The following is an 18,550-nucleotide window of genomic DNA, read 5'->3' as shown; positions in this document are numbered from 1 at the left end:
GCCACAGCCCTAATCTCCAATCAAACAATGCGCTGTCGGCTAAATTGCCCACTTATTCGATTAATAATCCATTCCAGAAAATGTCTTCTTTGCAGGTTAAACCAAAAATAAAGTTTATAGGAATTAGAAAAAATACTGCAAGATCCTGACACTAAATACCTACTTCGCTGTTGGCATGGCAAATTAATGAAAATCTAATCTTCTGCCCATTCATTTCACAAGGGCGAAATCTGCCAATTGGCATCGTAAAAAACAAGAATATAGTCCATTATTTCATAAGATGTACTATTTCAGATTAAGAACCAATGCGACAAATTTGGCCCCTAATTCATCATCATTTGAAGATTTTGTAAAACATTAATAATGAAAAAAACATCCTTCCTTTTCAGATATGCCCCAATTAACGCATTTCTGCTGCTGAACTTGCTCTTAAACCCCGTGAAAATGTTTGCGCAAGCGCAGCGGCAGGAGATAATCCGCATAAATACGCTCGAAAATTCCCTGGTATTAGCGGCTGATGATAAGGGGCAGCTAAAACAATTGTATTTCGGCAAGAGAATGAACGATTCTTTGCCCACAGCCGCCATGGCGCAGGCTGCGGTCGCGTTCCCTGCTTACGGGACCAATGTCTCCGACGCCGCGCTGCGCATAACCCACGCCGATGGAAACCTCACAACGCGCCTGGTGTACGAGCGCAACACGGTCACGAAAATCGATGCGAATGTGAGCAAGACGACGGTATATCTGAAAGATTCCTATTACCCCCTCCACGTGCGGCTTTGTTACAAAACGTATTCGGAACAGAACATCATCGAGCAATGGATGGAGCTGGAACACAAGGAGAAAACGCCCGTTACGCTCTACAACTTTGCGTCCGCGAGTTTCGCATTCCAATCGCCTGCGCCGCACCTCAATTACTTTTACGGTGACTGGGCCAAGGAGTTCAATGCGGTCGAAACTGCTTTGACCGAAGGTACAAAAGTGCTGGATTCCAAACTCGGCGTCCGCACCGACCAGATGACAAACCCATCGTTTTTACTGGCCCTGAACGGGAAAATGGATGAAGATAATGGCGAGGTATTTGCCGGCGCATTGGCCTGGCCGGGCAACTGGCAGTTCCGTTTTGAAATGGATTATCAGAAACGCCTGCAAGTGACTACCGGCATGAACCCGTTTGCGTCGCAATATCAGTTGGCGCCCAATACGGTTTTCAAAACGCCTGCCTTCCTTTTTACATTCAGCAGCGAAGGCAGCGGCGAGGTTTCGCGGCGTTTCCACCGCTGGGCTCGTAAGTACGGTATCAAGGATGGCTACGCTTCCAGGGATATCCTGCTCAACAACTGGGAGGCGACCTATTTTGATTTTGACGAAACCAAACTTTCAACGATTATCAAAGACGCATCCAGCATGGGTTTTGAGTTATTTTTGCTCGATGACGGCTGGTTTGGCAACAATTACCCGCGCAACGGCGACAATGCAGGTTTGGGCGATTGGGAGGTCAATACCAAAAAGCTGCCCCACGGCATCCCGTACCTGATCGAGCAATGCAGGAAGTATAACCTGAAATTCGGATTGTGGGTAGAGCCGGAAATGGTGAACCCCAAAAGCGAATTGTACGAAAAACATCCAGAATGGGTGCTCACCGCGCCGCACCGCGATATCGACCTGCAACGCAACCAGCTCATCCTCGACCTGAGTAACCCGGTGGTGCAGGATTATGTATATGGTGTTTTAGAAAAAGTCGTGGCAGACAATAAAGGTATCAGCTACCTGAAATGGGACTGCAACCGCTACCTGACCAATCCCGGCTCGACTTATCTGCCCAAAGACCAGCAGTCACACATTTTTATCGAATATTCGCGTGGGCTGATAAAAGTACTCGACCGTTTCCGCAAGAAATTCCCCGACGTGACCATGATGGTATGCTCTGGCGGCGGCGGCCGGATGGATTATGGGACGATGCCTTATTTCCAGGAGTACTGGCCCAGCGACAACACCGACGCGCTCGATCGCATTAAAATCCAGTGGGGCGCTAACCATTTTTACCCTGCCATCGGCCTGGCCTCCCACGTTTCGGTGACGCCAAACCACATGACCGGCCGGACAACCCCGCTAAAATTCCGTTTCGATGTGGCGATGTCGGGCAAGCTGGGTATGGATTTGCAGCCGGGCCAAATGACGCCGGAAGAGAAAGAGTTTTCCAGGAAAGCCATTCAAACGTATAAAGAAGTCCGTAATGTGGTGCTGCACGGCGACCTTTACCGCCTGCAATCGCCCTACTCACACGACCGCGCCGCCATTGCATATGTAAGCGAGAAGCAGGATAGTGTATTGGTTTTTAACTATTTGCAACAAAAATCAATTTACGGAGACAATACAGTGATCAAACTGAAAGGCCTCAAAAAAGAAGCCCGGTACAAAATATCCGAAATCAACAAAGCCACATTCAGCAGGCTCGACGCCTACGAAGGCAAAACCTTCACCGGCGAATTCCTGATGACAACCGGCTTGCAGTTTACGATGTACAACGAGTTTGAAAGTGCCGCCCTGCTGTTGACACTCCAATAATACACATATAGAGTCATTCCATTTTCCAATATTCAATATCCGACATGAACGTATCAGCTTGGGCCGAAATAATTACAATTCCCACCTATCGCGCTGGTGAACCCGAAAGGAACCCGATGTTCCTTGAAAAGAGGGTATATCAGGGTAGCAGCGGGGTAGTATACCCACATCCGGTGATCGAAAAAATTTCCGACCAGAAGACCGAGCAGGAATACAATGCGGTGTTCCTCGAAAACGAATACCTGAAAATCATGATCCTGCCCGAGCTGGGCGGCCGCATTCAGCGCGCCTGGGACAAGGTGCAGCAGCGTGATTTTGTATATTATAACCAGGTCGTCAAACCTGCATTGGTAGGACTGGCCGGGCCGTGGATCTCAGGCGGCATCGAGTTCAACTGGCCGCAGCATCACCGCCCGAGCACATTCAGCCCGGTCGATTTGTCCATTGCCGAGAATGCGGATGGTAGTAAGACCGTCTGGGTCAACGAGACCGAAATCATGTTCCGGACCAAAGGCATGGCCGGCTTTACTTTATACCCCGGTAAAGCCTATCTTGAAATCCAGGGTAAGCTTTTTAACCCGACACCCTTCCCGCAGACTTTCCTGTGGTGGGCTAATCCGGCCGTAAAGGTCAATGATGATTATCAATCGGTTTTCCCGCCGGATGTATTTGCCGTTTTCGACCACGGTAAGCGCGATGTTTCGGACTTCCCGATTGCGACCGGAAAGTATTATAAAGTGGATTATGCGCCGGGTACAGACATTTCACGCTACAAAAACATTCCTGTACCCACTTCGTATATGGCGATCCAGTCGCAATACGACTTCATGGGCTGCTACGAGCACGATACGCAGGCTGGTATGCTGCACGTAGCTGATCATCATGTTTCTCCGGGTAAAAAGCAATGGACATGGGGCAATGGCGATTTCGGTTTTGCCTGGGACCGCAACCTGACAGATGAAGACGGCCCATATATTGAGCTGATGACCGGGATGTTTACCGATAACCAGCCCGATTTCTCGTGGATACAGCCCAACGAAGGCAAAACTTTCGAGCAGTATTTTATGCCTTATGCTAAGATCGGTGTGGTAAAAAATGCCAGCAAGGAAGCGGCATTGAATCTGGAATTTGTCGATAATCAGGTTTTGATCAAAGTATATGCGACCGCATTATATGAAAACGCACTGATTACGCTACTTAGAAATGAAGAGAAAGTAGTTGAATTCACATCCACGATTTCTCCTGCTGACATTTTTGAAACAGTCGTAAACATCGATGAAGCATCAAAACCCGAACTTTGGAAATTACTGGTAACCGATAACAACGGTAATGAGCTCATCAGCTGGCAACCCGAACCAACAGATATTGAAAGGGAGATACCCAAAGCAGCCACGGCAGCCAAAATGCCTGCTGATATTGAGCAGATCGAAGATTTGTACCTGAACGGTATACATCTGGAACAGTACCGGCATGCGACATTCAAGCCAGAGCATTACTATGAGGAAGCCCTGAGGAGAAGCCCGCAAGATGTGCGTTGCAACAATGCGATGGGGCTCCTGCTGCTGCGTCGTGGGCGATTCGCGAAGGCACAGCCTTACTTCGAAAAAGCCATTGCAACACTGTTGAAACGCAACCCAAACCCTTACGATGGCGAGCCGCATTACAACCTGGGCCTTTCGCTGTTTTTTCAGCAGGAATACAAGGCCGCATACGATGCATTTTTCAAAGCGACCTGGAATGATGCTTTCCAACACAGCGCATTCCTGCTGCTGGCGCGCATTGCAGCGCATCAGCAACAGTGGGTTCAGGCTTTAAAACTGGTCGAAAAATCATTGATCCGAAATTATCATAGTCCGTCCGCGCGGCACCTGAAAACGGCTTTGCTACGCAAAACTGGGCAATATACTGCTGCAACGAAACTGGCCCAGGAGTCGCTGGAAATCGACCGGTTTAATTTCGGCTGCTTGCTGGAATTGTATTGGACTCAAACCGAGCAAAATATCGAAAGCCCTGCGCTCCTGCTAACGCTGCAAGAGCGAATGCGTAAATCATCGCAGAATTATCAGGAGCTTGCGCTTACCTATGCGCATGCCGGGATGTTTCAGGAAGCAATGGACGTTCTAAAGGTCCAGCTTGCGCAAGACCGCAATACAATATCCCCATTGACTTGCTATTACCTTGGATGGTTCGCCCAGCAAAGTGGGGACGAGCAGAAAGCTTTAAATTATTACCAAAATGCAGCTGTGCAAAATCCTGCTTTGTGCTTTCCCAACAAGATCGAGGAAGTCTCGATCCTGAAAAGCGCTATCACTTTGAACCCAACCGATGGTAAGGCCCATTACCTGTTAGGAAATTTGTGGTATGACAAAAGACAGTATCCAGAGGCAATCGCCGCATGGGAAGCTGCAATCGTGCTGGCACCCGCCTTTGCGACGCCATACCGGAACCTTTCGCTTGCTTATTACAACAAGTTGGGCAAAAAGCAGGAAGCATTGACCTTGCTCGAAAAGGCATTCGCATTAGACACCAAGGATGCCCGGGTGCTGATGGAGCTCGATCAGCTGTATAAAATCCTGAACAAACCGGCAGCGGAACGACTTGCACTGCTGGACCAATACCCGGCGCTGGTCAACGACCGCGACGACCTGTACCTGGAAGGCGCAACACTGCTCAACAGCCTTTTCAAATACGAGGAAGCGAAAACATTGCTGGCCGCCCGCAAATTTCATCCCTGGGAAGGTGGGGAAGGGAAAGTACTCGGTCAGTTCCTGTTATGCCATATCGAGCTCGCCAAACAGGCCATCCAAAGACAGGATTATGAAAATGCACTGGCATTACTGAATGCTACGCGCATTTATCCCGAAAATTTGGGGGAAGGCAAATTGTACGGGACACAGGAAAACGACATCGATTATTTGACCGGATTGGTTTATGACGGTTTGCGGCAGGAAGTACAAGCCATTGCTTATTTTCAAAAAGCCACCGTCGGCATCAGCGAGCCCGTTCAAGCTATTTACTACAACGACCAGCAGCCCGACAAGATTTTTTATCAAGGACTGGCATGGCTCAAACTCAATGCCCCCGACAAGGCCCACTCAATCTTTGAGCGGTTCGTCCAATTCGGCGATGCGCACCAAAACGACCAGATACGCATCGACTATTTCGCGGTTTCCTTGCCGGACATGCTGGTTTTCGACGCTGATCTCGATCTGCGTAACCGGGTACATTGCCTGTACCTGAAAGGCCTGGGATATCTTGGATTGGGCGATTATCAGGCTGCCAAAACATTACTGGAAGCAGTGGTTTCGCTCAATGTAAATCACCAGGCCGCGGCCACCTACCTGCACATGTGGCCCTTTTTCGAGCAGCTGGCCCGCGTGCAGACGCCTGCCTAACCGAATTGAACATTGCACTGCGATTTTAAGAATATTGATTAACTAACATGCAAACCCTTTCCAGAAACGAGCTGGCCCAGCTGTTCGACAACACTTTCCAAGGTGCCCCAGATCTGATCGTCCGCTCGCCCGGCCGGATAAACATCATTGGTGAACACACAGATTATAACAATGGGTACGTGTTGCCGGCAGCGATCAGTCAGGCCGTCTATATAGCTATTCGTCGGCGCACCGACAATGCAGTCCATTTGTATTCAGCCGATTATGGCCAAATGATCAAGGCAGATATATCCGAACTGGCGCCTACGGGCACCTGGGCAGACTATATCCTGGGCGTTGCCGACCAGTTTCAGGGTGCTGGGCACACATCGCCAGGCTTCGAGTTGGTGATGACGGGCAATATTCCCATGGGCGCAGGGCTTTCATCCTCGGCAGCCATCGAATGTGCCGTCGCATTTGGCCTTAATGAGCTGCTGGACGCTGGTTTGGACCGTCTGCGGCTTGTTAAAATGGCACAGGCGGCTGAGCATACATTCGCAGGTGTGCGCTGCGGCATTATGGATATGTTTGCAAGCATGTTTGGCAAAAAAGACCATGCAATCCTGCTGGATTGCCGCTCGCTGGACTACCAGTACGTCCCGTTGCTCATGGATGGTTACAATCTGGTACTTTTCAATTCAAATGTGAAGCACTCACTAGCCTTCTCTGAATACAACGTCCGTCGGCAGGAGTGTGAACAAGGGGTCGCCATCATGCAGTCCCAATACCCTTCATTTCATGATTTGCGAGATGTAACCCCGCAAATACTGGCGGACTTTACAGGCCGGATGCCTGAAAATGTATTTAAAAGGTGTAGTTATGTGCTCGGCGAAAACGCCCGCTTGCTGGCCGCTTGCGACGACTTGAAAAAAGGTGACTTAGCTGCATTAGGCAGCAAATTAAATGACACTCATGTGGGTTTGAGCCAGTCTTACCAAGTCAGCTGCCCAGAACTCGATTTCTTGGCAGACGTTGCACGTACCCATCCCGCTGTCCAGGGTGCGCGTATGGTAGGAGGGGGGTTTGGGGGTTGCACTATTAACCTGATCAAAGACGGATTTCTAGGGGAAGTGATAGAAACGGTCACCGGTGCCTATCAACAAAAGATGAACAAAAGTGCGGACGTCTACCAGGTCATAACCGCCGACGGAACTTCACTCTTGTAACAAGCAGAACACTCATTTTGATACTAATAAAACATAAATACTTATGAATGAGGCTCCCGCATACAACAGTTCCTATATACTGGGCATTTCACTGATTTCCGCCCTGGGTGGTTATCTTTTTGGCTTTGATTTCGCCGTAATCGCCGGTGCTTTGCCGTTTTTGCACCAGCAATTTGGGCTGGATGTGTATTGGGAAGGATTTGCCACAGGCAGTCTGGCGCTGGGCGCAATTTTGGGCTGTATCGTTGCAGGTTCGATTTCAGACCGTTACGGCAGGCGTCCGGGTTTATTGCTCGCCGCAGCAATTTTTGGCATTTCCTCCATCGCAATGGCCCTCGCACCGGACCGCAATGCATTTATCGCTTTCCGTTTTGTGGCAGGGATTGGAGTTGGAATGGCCTCAATGCTTTCCCCGGTTTACATCGCTGAAATAGCCCCGGCTCATTTGCGCGGCCGGATGGTGGCCATCAACCAGCTTACCGTTGTAATCGGCATTCTAATTACAAATCTTGTGAATTACAGTCTTCGCAACCACGGGGATGATTCGTGGCGCTGGATGTTTGGGTTGGGGGCTGTGCCTTCGGTTGCCTTTATGATCGGGGCGATCTTTTTACCGGAAAGCCCACGATGGCTGCTGATGGCCGGACACGCTGAAAAAGCCGAGCAAGTGCTCGGCAAGATTGGCAACCAGGCCTACATGCAGGACGGTTTGGAAAAAATACGCGCCTCGATGATTGGCAACAAGAAACAGGGAAGCTATATGGATGTTTTTAAAAAAGCCTTCTTCCCCATTGTGTTAACGGGTATTGCCCTGGCCGTTTTTCAACAACTCTGCGGGATCAACGTCGTTTTTAACTATACCCCCAAGATTTTCCACAGTATTGGCGTCTCGCAAGATGGGCAGCTGTTACAAACGATTTTTATAGGAGGTATTAATTTGGTCTTCACCATAGCCGCCATGCTACTGGTAGATAAATTGGGCCGCAAACCGCTCATGCTCATCGGTGCGGGGGGCCTGGCGGTAATCTATATTATCGTAGCGATGATGCTGGCCAAGAACTCGCCGGACGTGGCCTGGTTTTTACTGGCAGCCATTGGAATTTATGCGATGACTTTGGCGCCGGTAACCTGGGTCCTCATTTCGGAAATCTTTCCAAACCAGATTCGAAGCCAGGCCTCGACTGTCGCAGTGCTATGCCTGTGGGCGGCCTATTTCGTGCTCGTGTTCACGTTCCCGATCCTTTTTGAAAAATTTAAAGACCATACTTTTTACATCTATTCCGCCATTTGCTTCGCCGGGTTGCTATTTACCTGGCTTAAAGTCAGGGAAACCAAAGGAAAGACCCTGGAGGAGATCGGCGAAGTTTTCAGTGTACATTAATGATGAATACATTCGATTTGACCCAACATCCGCACCGGCGGTACAATCCACTCACCGGCGACTGGATCCTGGTATCGCCCCACCGCGCCCTGCGGCCCTGGCAGGGGCAGCAGGAAACGCTTCAGCGCCCCGTATCGCTCCCCCACGACCCGGAATGTTATCTCTGCCGTGGTAATGCGCGATCCAACGGTGTTATTAATCCTGATTATGCTTACACATATGTATTTGAAAATGATTTCGGCGCATTAAACCAGGCGGTACCCGAAGGTAGCTATGAAGATGGTGGGTTGCTTTTGGCCCAAGCCGAGCGGGGCATTTGCAAAGTAATTTGCTTTTCTCCACGTCACGATCTGACACTGGCCGATATGGAAGTGGCTGACATCCGAAAGGTCGTTGATGTTTGGCGCAAAGAATATGCGGCACTAGGTGGCCTGGATTTCATCAACTATGTGCAGATCTTCGAAAATAAAGGCGCGATGATGGGATGCAGCAATCCGCACCCGCACGGGCAAATCTGGGCCCAGAGCGCTGTGCCGGTCGAGCCGGCGAAAGAAACAATTATGCAGGAGGCACATTTTGCCAAATCTGGCCGCAGTTTGCTTTCGGACTACCTGGAAATTGAATTGAAAGAAGGAAAGCGCTTAGTAGCCGAAAACAGACATTTTGCCCTACTCGTACCGTTTTGGGCTATCTGGCCATTTGAAACGATGGTGGTCAGCAAAAGGCATTTCGGCAGTATCCTTGAAATGAACGCTGCCGAATGCGACGCTTTCGCGGAAATTACCAAAACCGTGACCGCCGCTTATGACCAGCTCTTCGGCGTTTCTTTCCCTTACTCCTCGGGCATCCATCAAACTCCCACGGATGGAAAGCAGTACAACGGGTGGCATTTTCACATGCATTACTACCCCCCACTGCTGCGTTCTGCCACCGTGAAAAAGTTCATGGTCGGCTATGAGCTGATGGGTAACCCGCAGCGTGACATTACACCCGAGGTTAGCGCCGAGCGCCTGCGCGCTTTGGTTGGCTCCTTCGAATCATTTGCCAAATGGGACTAACATGGAATCCCAATACAAATCGCCAATGAAAAAAGCGACAAGAAAGAGCGAGGGGTTTAAAGGCCAACGGCTGATCGTACTACCTTTAAAGATCCAAAATGAATTCCTGGTTGAAGACCCGATCACCAGGCAAATCTTTATCACAGATATCGGCTATTATCCCACAGCCCAGTACCATTACGTCGAGCGGCCGCAGGGTATTAGTCAACATATTATTATATACTGTGTCAATGGTCACGGATGGGTAGAAATAGATAACAAGAAAATCGATGTACGCCCCTCCCAGTTTATCACCATTCCTTCCGACAAACCACACCGGTACGGTTCAAATACAAACGATCCGTGGACCATTTACTGGATCCATTTCAAGGGTGAGACATCTGCCTATATTGTGGACCTGATTCTGGATAATGTCAAGAATTATAAGCCCATACTTGCATATGATGCCAACAGGATCAAGCTTTTCGAAGAGATTTATACAAATCTCGAAAAAGGTTATAGTGCTGATACCCTCAGATATGTGAACATGACCTTCTCGCATTTTCTGTCTTCACTTCTCTATGAAGACAAGTTCAACAACATGGACAAAGCTTATGAAAATCATGTCATCGCCCTAACTATTGAACTAATGCAGAGACGCATCAGCGAAATGATCAGTCTCAACGAATTTGCTTCCTTCGCAAAACTATCTGTCTCGCATTTTTCACTCTTATTCCGCACCAAAACCGGGCACGCACCCATAGAATATTTCAACCATTTAAAAGTTCAAAAAGCCTGTCAATATCTGAGTTTTACCAGGATGACAATAAAAGAAATTGCAAATTCGCTTGGCATAGATGACCAATATTACTTTTCGAGGATGTTTTCAAAGCTCATGGAAATTCCGCCGACAGCCTATCGAAAAAGGAATGTTATGAATATCTGACCAGCATCTTTTTCAAAATTCATGGTCAGATGTTTTGGTATTCAGTGCAAATACAACCCAACTCCGGCATCAACGGCGCAGCATCGCTACGGCTCCACCGCCTTTGGCAAGATATAGTTTCAGATGTGTTTTGCGGGACACTTTCATGGTTTTGACGGCATAGTGTGAGGCTTCTGTTCCCGAGTCGTCGGCATCAATATACAGGGTCATATCATATGACTTGCCATCAGGCAGAAATGAAAAGTCCAGCTCAACGGAACGGGATTCCCAGTTGTTCATCGCGCCGATATACCAGGCTCCGTCTTTCTTTTTAGCCATCAATGCATATTCACCGACTTTTCCATCGAGCGCAATGGTTTGCTCGAATGTCGTTGGAACAGCAGAAAGAAACTGCATGATATCCGGATACTTTATGTATTCCATCGGCGAGTCACAGAGCATCGCCAGTGGCTGGTTGAAGATCACAAACATCGCAAGCTCGTGGCAGCGTGTGCCCTGCGTAGACGGCAACCCCGGATCGACAGGTTTGAAAGTTGCCTTGGTTGCGTTACGCATTGAACCAGGCGTGTAGTCGAGCGGACCTGCGAGCATGCGGATGAAGGTTGTGAGCAAATGTTGATCGGGATTTGCCGTCAGGTCCCACTTGGAACATTCCGCGCCGCGCACAGCTTCGTAGTTTACAATGTTGGGATATTTTCTTTCCAGTCCGGTCGGCTTGGGACAGCCGTGGAAATCGACCATCAAATGTCGCTCGGCGGCGGCTTTGGCGATCTTTTCAAACCATTGAATGGCAAGCTGATCGTCACGGTCGAAAAAATCAACCTTAATACCCACTGCGCCAGTGGAATGGATGAAGTCAAGGTTGCCTTCAAGGTCGCTGAGTAAGGTTGTAGCCACGCACCACAGGAAAATATTCACATTTTTGGCTTTCGCATACCGTGCCAGCTCGAATACGTCCGTTTCTGGTTTGACCTTCCTGAGGTCATATACGTCAGACCAGCCCGCGTCAATCATCAGATATTCCAGACGGCTGTCTGCTGCGAAATCAATGTAACGCTTATACAGTGCTGTACTGCGGTTTTTCATGCCCGAAGGCGTCTCTGAGCCGGGTAGCATCGCGTCGTGCCACCATTCCCAGGACGCTTTCCCAGGTTTGATCCAGGACATATCCTGAATGGCCGCCGGTGTAGCCAGCTTGTAAATCAATTGATTCGCCAGCAAGTCTTTTTCCCGTTCTGTTACGATCGCTACGCGCCACGGATAGTCTCGTGTACCTTCGGTTTCTGCCAAGTACCCCTTTCTTTCCTTTACCACGGACACAAAATTCCCCCAGCTTCCCAACTCGGTTTTGGCTGGGTAAGCAGCCCAGTTTCCCCGGATCGTCCCCGCGCTTTTTTGAAGGTACATTCCCGGATAATCCAGTAGGTCTGACTCTGCAACCACAATTTTGGCACCATCCGGCTGGCTGAATAATGCCGGCGAAATAGCTTTCTTGCCTTCGGCAATACTCGATACGTTTTTATACTTCACATACGGCACCTCCCAGGAGGTGTACACATCCGATTCCGGAAAAACAACCTCAGGGTTTCCCGCCAGCCTAAACGTGGCCTGCTCGGAAATCACCTTTACACGCTGACTGAACTGGGTCGAAAAACGGTAGGCGACGCCCTCATCATAAGCTCTGAAAATGATTGAATAACCTTGTTTAAAATTGATTTTCAATTCATTATAATCATTTCGCAACGTAGTAAACTGGCCGTATGGCGGCGTAATTTGCTCCCGGACATTGTTTTTCTGCTGGTTGCTTACGATGGCATTTCTCCCGGCAATCACATGCCCAAAGTCCATTGAAATTGCCGAAGGCATCAGCACCGGTTTACCATTCAGCGTCACTGCGTAAGTCACGCTATCCTGTACGTTGATATCGATTTTCAGTTTCTTGCCTGGGGATCCGATGGTTAGCTTTTTCAATGCGGTCTGTGACCAGGCCTGCGTGGCCATCAACAGCAGGGCAGCGAGTGTGATTCTGATTCGCATGAGATTGGGCTTCTGATAAGGTTTAGCTAAAATAAAGTTCGATCAAATGGTCATATAACTCACCCGGGCGTAGTGTCGCGCTGGGAAATACCGGATGATTGGGACTGTCAGGAAAATACTGGCATTCCAGACAGAGGCCTTCAAAAGGCTGGTGTATTTGGCCGGCAATGTACTCACCGGTATAGGCAATGATGGCTGGATAGGTAGTACGCATTATAAGCGAACGGCCCGATTTAGGGTCGGAAAGCTTGCAGGCCTCGGATAGATTATCTGCCTGTTTATCCAAAATATAGCAAATATTTATCCCCGTCTTCTTGCCGTTTTCTTGCCTAATTTTTTGACCAATGTCATTTCCGCCAAAAGCAAAGGCGCCTGCTGGTTTGATAAGGCCGGTCGGAACATGATCGGCGCCGGCTTCAACAATGTTTTGGGCAAAAATTTGAAGCTTATGGCCGTCAATTACGCTTTTTTCTGCTGACAAATTAAAGTAGGCATGGTTTGTGAAATTGGCAATTGTTGGTAAGTCGGTGGTCGCCTGGTAGCCGATGATCAATGCGTTGTCTTCGGTCCATTCATAGCGGACCCTAAGTTCTAGCGTGCCGGGAAAACCGCCCTCTCCATCCGGGCTAGTGTAATGGAAGGCGATGTAATTCTCACCGATTTCATGGTTGAATACTTGTCGATGAAAACCTTGGGGACCTCCGTGGTTGGTGTTAGCTCCGTCGTTAGCCTCAAGAAGGTAACGTCTTCCATCCAGCTCAAATGCTGCGCAGCCGATACGGTTGGCAAACCTGCCGATCGTAACCCCCATATAATTGGGGTCTGTCAGGTAGCCTTGCAGATTTTCGTAACCCAGTACCACATTGCCCAAACGGCCGTAGCGGTCGGGCACGTGTGCCGACACAAGGGCCGCGCCAAAATTAGTAAGTTCTACAAATGCCCCGCTACTGTTGGTCAGGCGGAACAAATATACCGGTCGGCTCTCAATACCTCCCCAGGGAGTGCAAGCAATTAGGTTCATGAATAAGGCAGAAAGCCAAATGAAAATGGGCAGCTGTTAAATGTTCAAAACTACCTGGTGACCCGATTGCAATAAATGGACGATTAGTACAAATAAATGGATAAAAATGTGGATTTATGAAGATTGTAGTCTTAATGGATTGCCCAACGATTGATTATGTCTGCCAAACTTTCTTTCATTTCACAAAGAAGATACCTGAACAAATCAGATAGAAAATCCGTTACCCGACGAAACTGAAAGTCGGTTTTTCCTGATTCGAAGACTGATTAGCAGCCAGAAAATACCTATGCTCAACAGACCAGCGGAGATAAGTCATCTGTATCGTCAACTCGTCAGGCAACATTTAAATGATTTGCTTGATAGGAAGATTGAACGCATGTGGGATATAGATGACTTTGCCGAGCAGTTGTGTATTCACCCTATCCATTTAAGTAATACAATCAAAAATCATACGGGAATATCGGCTTGTGGCATCTTACAGTTAGAGATTGCCAGGGTTGCCCGTAAGCTTGTGGCCAATCTGAGCAATCCAATTCAAGACATTGCGTTCCTTCTGGACTTTGAGCCCTCCCAGTTTACAAAATGGTATAAGCGAGTGGTGGGTCTGACGCCAAAGCAGTTTAGGACCCAGATTAAGCGAGGGACTACCACCCAAATATTAAATACCTCCCTCTTAGAATGAAGATTGCAAGGTCATTAACCACAACAATTGGGAAATTAAGGGTATATCTAAACGGACCTAATGGGCCAGTTTAAAATTTTGATTGAACCTTATTTAACTCACTTTGAGCGATAATCCGCTGCTGGTTAATCTGCCACGAAATCAGGAAGTCAAATTACCGACTCAACTGGTTCACTTCATTTTCAATTTTACGTTAAAAAACCTGATTTGATGGTAGCCCGCAGTCAATATCTTTGCAGCTGGTTACACTTGAAGCTGTTTTCGGGAAATGACAATAAAATATGCCGATTGGATAAATAAAAAATATCCACAAAACTACCTGATCCAAAAACCGGTGATTGGCTCGGTCTTGCTGGCCTTTTACAGTCTGCTTTTTTTGATTATTTACAAGCCATTTAATCTGACCGGGAGCGGTCAAATGAGCTTCGAGGCCACAATGTCGCTTTATGCATTGGCGATGGTACCGTTACATATTTTTTTAGTTTTAGCTCTGAGAAAAATTAAGTTTTTTTCGATTCAGGAGCAATGGAGCATCCGAAAGGAGCTTGCTGCGATTCTACTGATCCTGACAGGGCTGGGCATTTTTATCTTCGCGTTTGGCTTCTTGGTACAGGGTCCGTCTAACCGGTTGAACCTTGCTACATTTATCGACTCCTGCAAGATTGTATTCCTGACGTGCGCGATCTTGTATGGGATCTTGACGTTGATCAATCTGAGGTACTTGGATACCACAAATCTACCTGCCACCCTCATCCAGGATCCCAACAAGGAAATTATCCAGATCAAATCCCGTCTTAAAGGCGAAGCATTTACACTTCATCTGTCCGATTTGATCTATATAGAATCGGAAGGAAATTACATTGTTTTTCATTTGTCCCAAAACGGACTCACCCGAAAAGAAACCATACGCAATTCTATCAGTGAAGTAGAGCAGATGCTCGACGGCCTGCCGTTCATCGTCCGGACCCACCGTGCGTTCATTGTCAATATCAACAAAATCAACAAGCGGAGCGGAAATTCATCCGGCTACCGGTTGCAGCTCGATGGGGTTGCTGAGCAAATCCCGGTCTCCCGAAGCAACGCGGAAAAATTCGATCGGTTGTATTCTGCCATGCGCTAGTCATTCGTCCCAAATTGCTACTATTCGTCCCAAAAATGGCTGCATAGTCATGCATTGACGTCATATTTTCGTCAAGTATCCCACAAGGTTGTCTTACAAACCGGGGTTGCTTCACTTTGTGCCCGATTATCAATCAATTCCTGATAAAAGGTGCAAAAGTGTTTTTTTCTAAGAGTGTTCCAAGCAGCCATTTCTACCATACCCTTGCTGCTTTCAGTGCATGGCGCAATCGCTCAGCAAGATACTAAAGGCTCTGTGAAGGGGGTTTTAATGGAAAGCGGCCGTGGGGGTCCCGCTCGATTTGTCAATGTAAGCTTGTATAGTATAAAAGACTCTATGCTGTTAAGTGGCACCCAAAGCGGCGATGATGGAAGTTTCGGGCTGGCCGGCATTGTAAAGGGAAGGTACATGCTGCGGTTCACATCATTGAGCTACACCGGGAAAGCTGTGGAAATTGAACTTGCAAATCAACAGGCACTTGATTTGGATACAATACAGCTGCTGGATTCGCAATTAAGCTTAAAACAGGTGACAGTCCGCGGCGAGCGCGAAAAGGCAAAATCCGATGTATCCAAAACCACTTTTCAGATTGGCGCCAGGATGCAACAGCTTGCAGCCAGTGGGGTGGACCTTCTCAAACAACTACCGGGTATCAGTATCGACCTGGCTCAAAATATTAGTTTAGAAGGAAGCACCAAGGTGATTATTCTGGTAAACGGCATGGAGCGTGACGGGAAATATTTAAATCAACTTCCGGCGTCAGATATCGATAAAATCGAAATAATGGCCAATCCCCCCGCCCGCTACGATGCAGGTGCATCCAGGGTGATCAACGTAGTCCTAAAAAGTGACCGCAGGGCCGGACTGTCAGGGAACATAAATATGGAAACCCCGACCATTAAAAAACAGATTTATACCTTTCCCTCGGCCAGACTTAGCTATGGTAGGGGCAAGGTAGACGCTTTCGCCTCGTATAGCGGCTCGTTGGGCTACTTCGATATTGTTGAACAAAGCCGAAGGGAAGGTTCAATATCAGACCAAAAAACGAGCATTTCATCGAGCAGGAACGAAAGGCAAAAGAACTGGTCGCATCGATTCAGTTATGGCCTGGACTACACATTCAATGAGCAGAACTCGATTACCCTGTATGGAAATTTTAATCCCTACTCACAGGAATTGGATGGCAATATACGGGCGCTTTACCAAGGACGCTCGACCACCAAATGGGACTACCTCAAAGAAGATACTGACAGGAACCTGGGGAGCTTCTATTCGCTATTTTATAAAAGTGCCCTGGGAAAGCGCAAGAGGGGTGAGCTTACCGTTGATGGGAGCTACTATCACCTGCGGGCAAAAAATCAGAGTGTTTTTACAGACCTGGTTACTGGTTCAATACAGGCCAATTTAGTCAGGCCTGTACAGAACACTTTCAACCTCAGGACAGATTACGCCCTGCCCATTTCGAAATCCCTCAGGTTGGCCACTGGCTTTCAACTGAAATCTAACCGCTTTGCCGACCAAAATCAAAGCAATTTTCGATATGGCGGAACTAACCAGGCGTTGCACGGGAGCGTCAGATTTTCCAAACAAAAAGTCGTTTCCGAAGTTTCGTTAAGGCTGGAACAGGCAGTGTTTGGTATAATCGGAAGCAAAGCCCTCAGATTTGTTGCCTTTCTTCCTAATGTGGCCTTCCAATACCAACTACGGGAAGGTGTAAGCCTGAAAGCCAATTACCAAAAAGTGCTAGAGTATCCGGGGTTATATCAGCTCAATCCATTTCAAATGTTGGAAGATCCCAACACTTACCGAAGCGGCAATCCTGGCCTCAGGCCAGCAAAGGTCACTAACCTGGGAATAGAATACAGCCGTTCATATGGCAAAAACTTTATCAGCCTTAGGGCATTTTATAATAATAGGGAAGGGGCGATCAATGATCTGACGCGCCTGACTGAAAGTGGAGAATTCATTACTCAACTTTTCAACCTGGGCACAATACAACAGATTGGCAGCCAGTTCACAGGTACATTTTCTGTTGGTAAAGCAATCCAGCTGCAAAGCTACATGAAACTGTTCCGGGCATTCACCCAAGTAAACAATTTTGCCATAAGCCAGGGCCTGGGAGACCGGCAAAAAATGGCTTATGAACTGGCAATGTCTGCCAGCGCATCCTTGCCGTATGGTTTGGCAGTCGCTGCCCAATTCACCTACAACAGCCCAACCACGGAAATGCAGAAAATGGCCTTCGCTAATGCTTTGTATTTCATCTCACTTCAAAAGACCTTTTCTAGTGCGGTCAGGACAGGCATTACGTTCGCTTTACCATTTGGAAAGATATTTACCTATCAAGGTGAGAAGATCCGGTCAGAGACTCTCACAAGCGATATAAAGAAAACGATCAACCTGACGATGCTCCCCGTATTCCTTAAAGTGTCCTATACATTTAGCAAAGGGGGAAAGCGCAAGCAGGTCAATGGCAGCAATGAAGAAACAGGTATTAGGCAGAGAAAAGGCTTTTAACCCGTACATAATACCCGAACATAGTTAAATTACCGCCTGAGAAAAAATTATGAAGCACAAGACGTATATGAAAAGGGCCATGAAACTCTCCGTATTGGCCCAAACTTCGGGCAAAGGTTTACCAGTCGGTTGCGTGATCGCCAGAAACGGCCTGATAGTGGCCGAAGGCCATAACGAGGTCTTAACGCAGCAAAACCCGACCGCACATGCAGAAATTGTCGTGATAGGCAGGGCCTGCAAGACATTACAACGGTTGAGTCTTGAGGATTGTGTATTGTACACCACCGTCGAGCCCTGCCCAATGTGCATGAGTGCGATCTACTGGGCCAATGTAAAAGAAGTTTATTATGCAATTCCTGGAATGCAGGCAGCAGCAGTAGGCTTTGATGATTCCTTTATCCTGCAGGAGCTTTTCAAAGAGCGCGACCAACAAGCTATCCCGGTGAAATACCAGCCACTTGATGAAGCATTTGATGTACTGCGTGCATGGCAGGATACAGACAAAGAAATTACCCAGCACTGGTCAGGAAGCTAATGGATATAGCTTAAATAAGGTACAGATATCTGCTGCCGCCTGCTGAAGTAGATCCGGTGGCGGCATGGTGAGTATCCCGGTATGGCCGTAACCAAAAATAGGCCTA

12 protein-coding genes are annotated in these 18,550 nt (G+C 48.0%); 10 read left to right on the top strand and 2 right to left on the bottom strand.

What is annotated here, in order from left to right:
* The first annotated feature begins 363 nt into the window (after positions 1-363).
* Genes BMW93_RS31570 through BMW93_RS31545 form a run of 6 tightly spaced genes read left to right on the top strand, consistent with a single transcriptional unit; the run spans position 364 to position 10,532 of the window.
* Complete coding sequence (locus BMW93_RS31570; RefSeq protein WP_218147758.1) at positions 364-2,568, top strand: alpha-galactosidase; 2,205 nt, start codon at positions 364-366, stop codon at positions 2,566-2,568.
* Between the two features lie 44 nt (positions 2,569-2,612).
* Positions 2,613-5,963 (top strand): DUF5107 domain-containing protein, encoded by a 3,351-nt coding sequence (locus tag BMW93_RS31565; protein WP_090386157.1) that lies wholly within the window; start codon positions 2,613-2,615, stop codon positions 5,961-5,963.
* Positions 5,964-6,010: 47 nt separating this feature from the next.
* The gene (gene galK, locus BMW93_RS31560) at positions 6,011-7,168 is read left to right on the top strand and encodes a galactokinase (RefSeq protein ID WP_090386154.1); all 1,158 of its coding nucleotides are present in this window, start codon (positions 6,011-6,013) and stop codon (positions 7,166-7,168) included.
* A gap of 43 nt (positions 7,169-7,211) precedes the next feature.
* Complete coding sequence (locus BMW93_RS31555) at positions 7,212-8,549, top strand: sugar porter family MFS transporter (protein WP_090386151.1); 1,338 nt, start codon at positions 7,212-7,214, stop codon at positions 8,547-8,549.
* Positions 8,549-9,607, top strand: coding sequence for a UDP-glucose--hexose-1-phosphate uridylyltransferase (locus BMW93_RS31550; RefSeq protein WP_310590251.1), 1,059 nt, complete (start codon positions 8,549-8,551; stop codon positions 9,605-9,607). The genes BMW93_RS31555 and BMW93_RS31550 overlap by 1 nt, the downstream gene beginning before the upstream one ends.
* A gap of 25 nt (positions 9,608-9,632) precedes the next feature.
* On the top strand, positions 9,633-10,532 hold the full coding sequence (locus tag BMW93_RS31545; RefSeq protein ID WP_090386244.1) for an AraC family transcriptional regulator: 900 nt from the start codon (positions 9,633-9,635) through the stop codon (positions 10,530-10,532).
* Between the two features lie 69 nt (positions 10,533-10,601).
* On the opposite strand, the gene BMW93_RS31540 is transcribed toward BMW93_RS31545, so the two are convergent.
* Both BMW93_RS31540 and BMW93_RS31535 read right to left on the bottom strand, forming a co-directional pair.
* A complete protein-coding gene (locus tag BMW93_RS31540) occupies positions 10,602-12,569 on the bottom strand; it encodes a glycoside hydrolase family 97 protein (RefSeq protein WP_090386148.1) in 1,968 nt (655 codons plus the stop codon).
* 22 nt (positions 12,570-12,591) lie between these two features.
* Complete coding sequence (locus BMW93_RS31535) at positions 12,592-13,590, bottom strand: aldose epimerase family protein (protein ID WP_090386146.1); 999 nt, start codon at positions 13,588-13,590, stop codon at positions 12,592-12,594.
* Positions 13,591-13,876: 286 nt separating this feature from the next.
* Here BMW93_RS31535 and BMW93_RS36365 point away from each other — a divergent pair, with 286 nt between their 5' ends.
* The 4 genes from BMW93_RS36365 (at position 13,877) to BMW93_RS31515 (ending at position 18,444) form a co-directional block, all read left to right on the top strand.
* Positions 13,877-14,272, top strand: a complete 396-nt coding sequence (locus tag BMW93_RS36365; RefSeq protein ID WP_090386141.1) for a helix-turn-helix transcriptional regulator — start codon at positions 13,877-13,879, stop codon at positions 14,270-14,272.
* Between the two features lie 721 nt (positions 14,273-14,993).
* A complete protein-coding gene (locus BMW93_RS35615) occupies positions 14,994-15,392 on the top strand; it encodes a LytTR family DNA-binding domain-containing protein (RefSeq protein ID WP_177194254.1) in 399 nt (132 codons plus the stop codon).
* A gap of 150 nt (positions 15,393-15,542) precedes the next feature.
* Complete coding sequence (locus tag BMW93_RS31520; protein WP_143061757.1) at positions 15,543-17,909, top strand: TonB-dependent receptor domain-containing protein; 2,367 nt, start codon at positions 15,543-15,545, stop codon at positions 17,907-17,909.
* A 49-nt stretch (positions 17,910-17,958) separates the two neighbouring features.
* Positions 17,959-18,444, top strand: coding sequence for a nucleoside deaminase (locus tag BMW93_RS31515; protein WP_090386134.1), 486 nt, complete (start codon positions 17,959-17,961; stop codon positions 18,442-18,444).
* The last annotated feature ends 106 nt before the right edge of the window (positions 18,445-18,550 follow it).

Source organism: Dyadobacter sp. SG02 (assembly GCF_900109045.1).
Lineage (GTDB): Bacteria > Bacteroidota > Bacteroidia > Cytophagales > Spirosomataceae > Dyadobacter.
The sequence above is the reverse complement of the archived record's forward strand: the minus strand, read 5'-3'. Positions and strand labels throughout refer to the sequence as shown.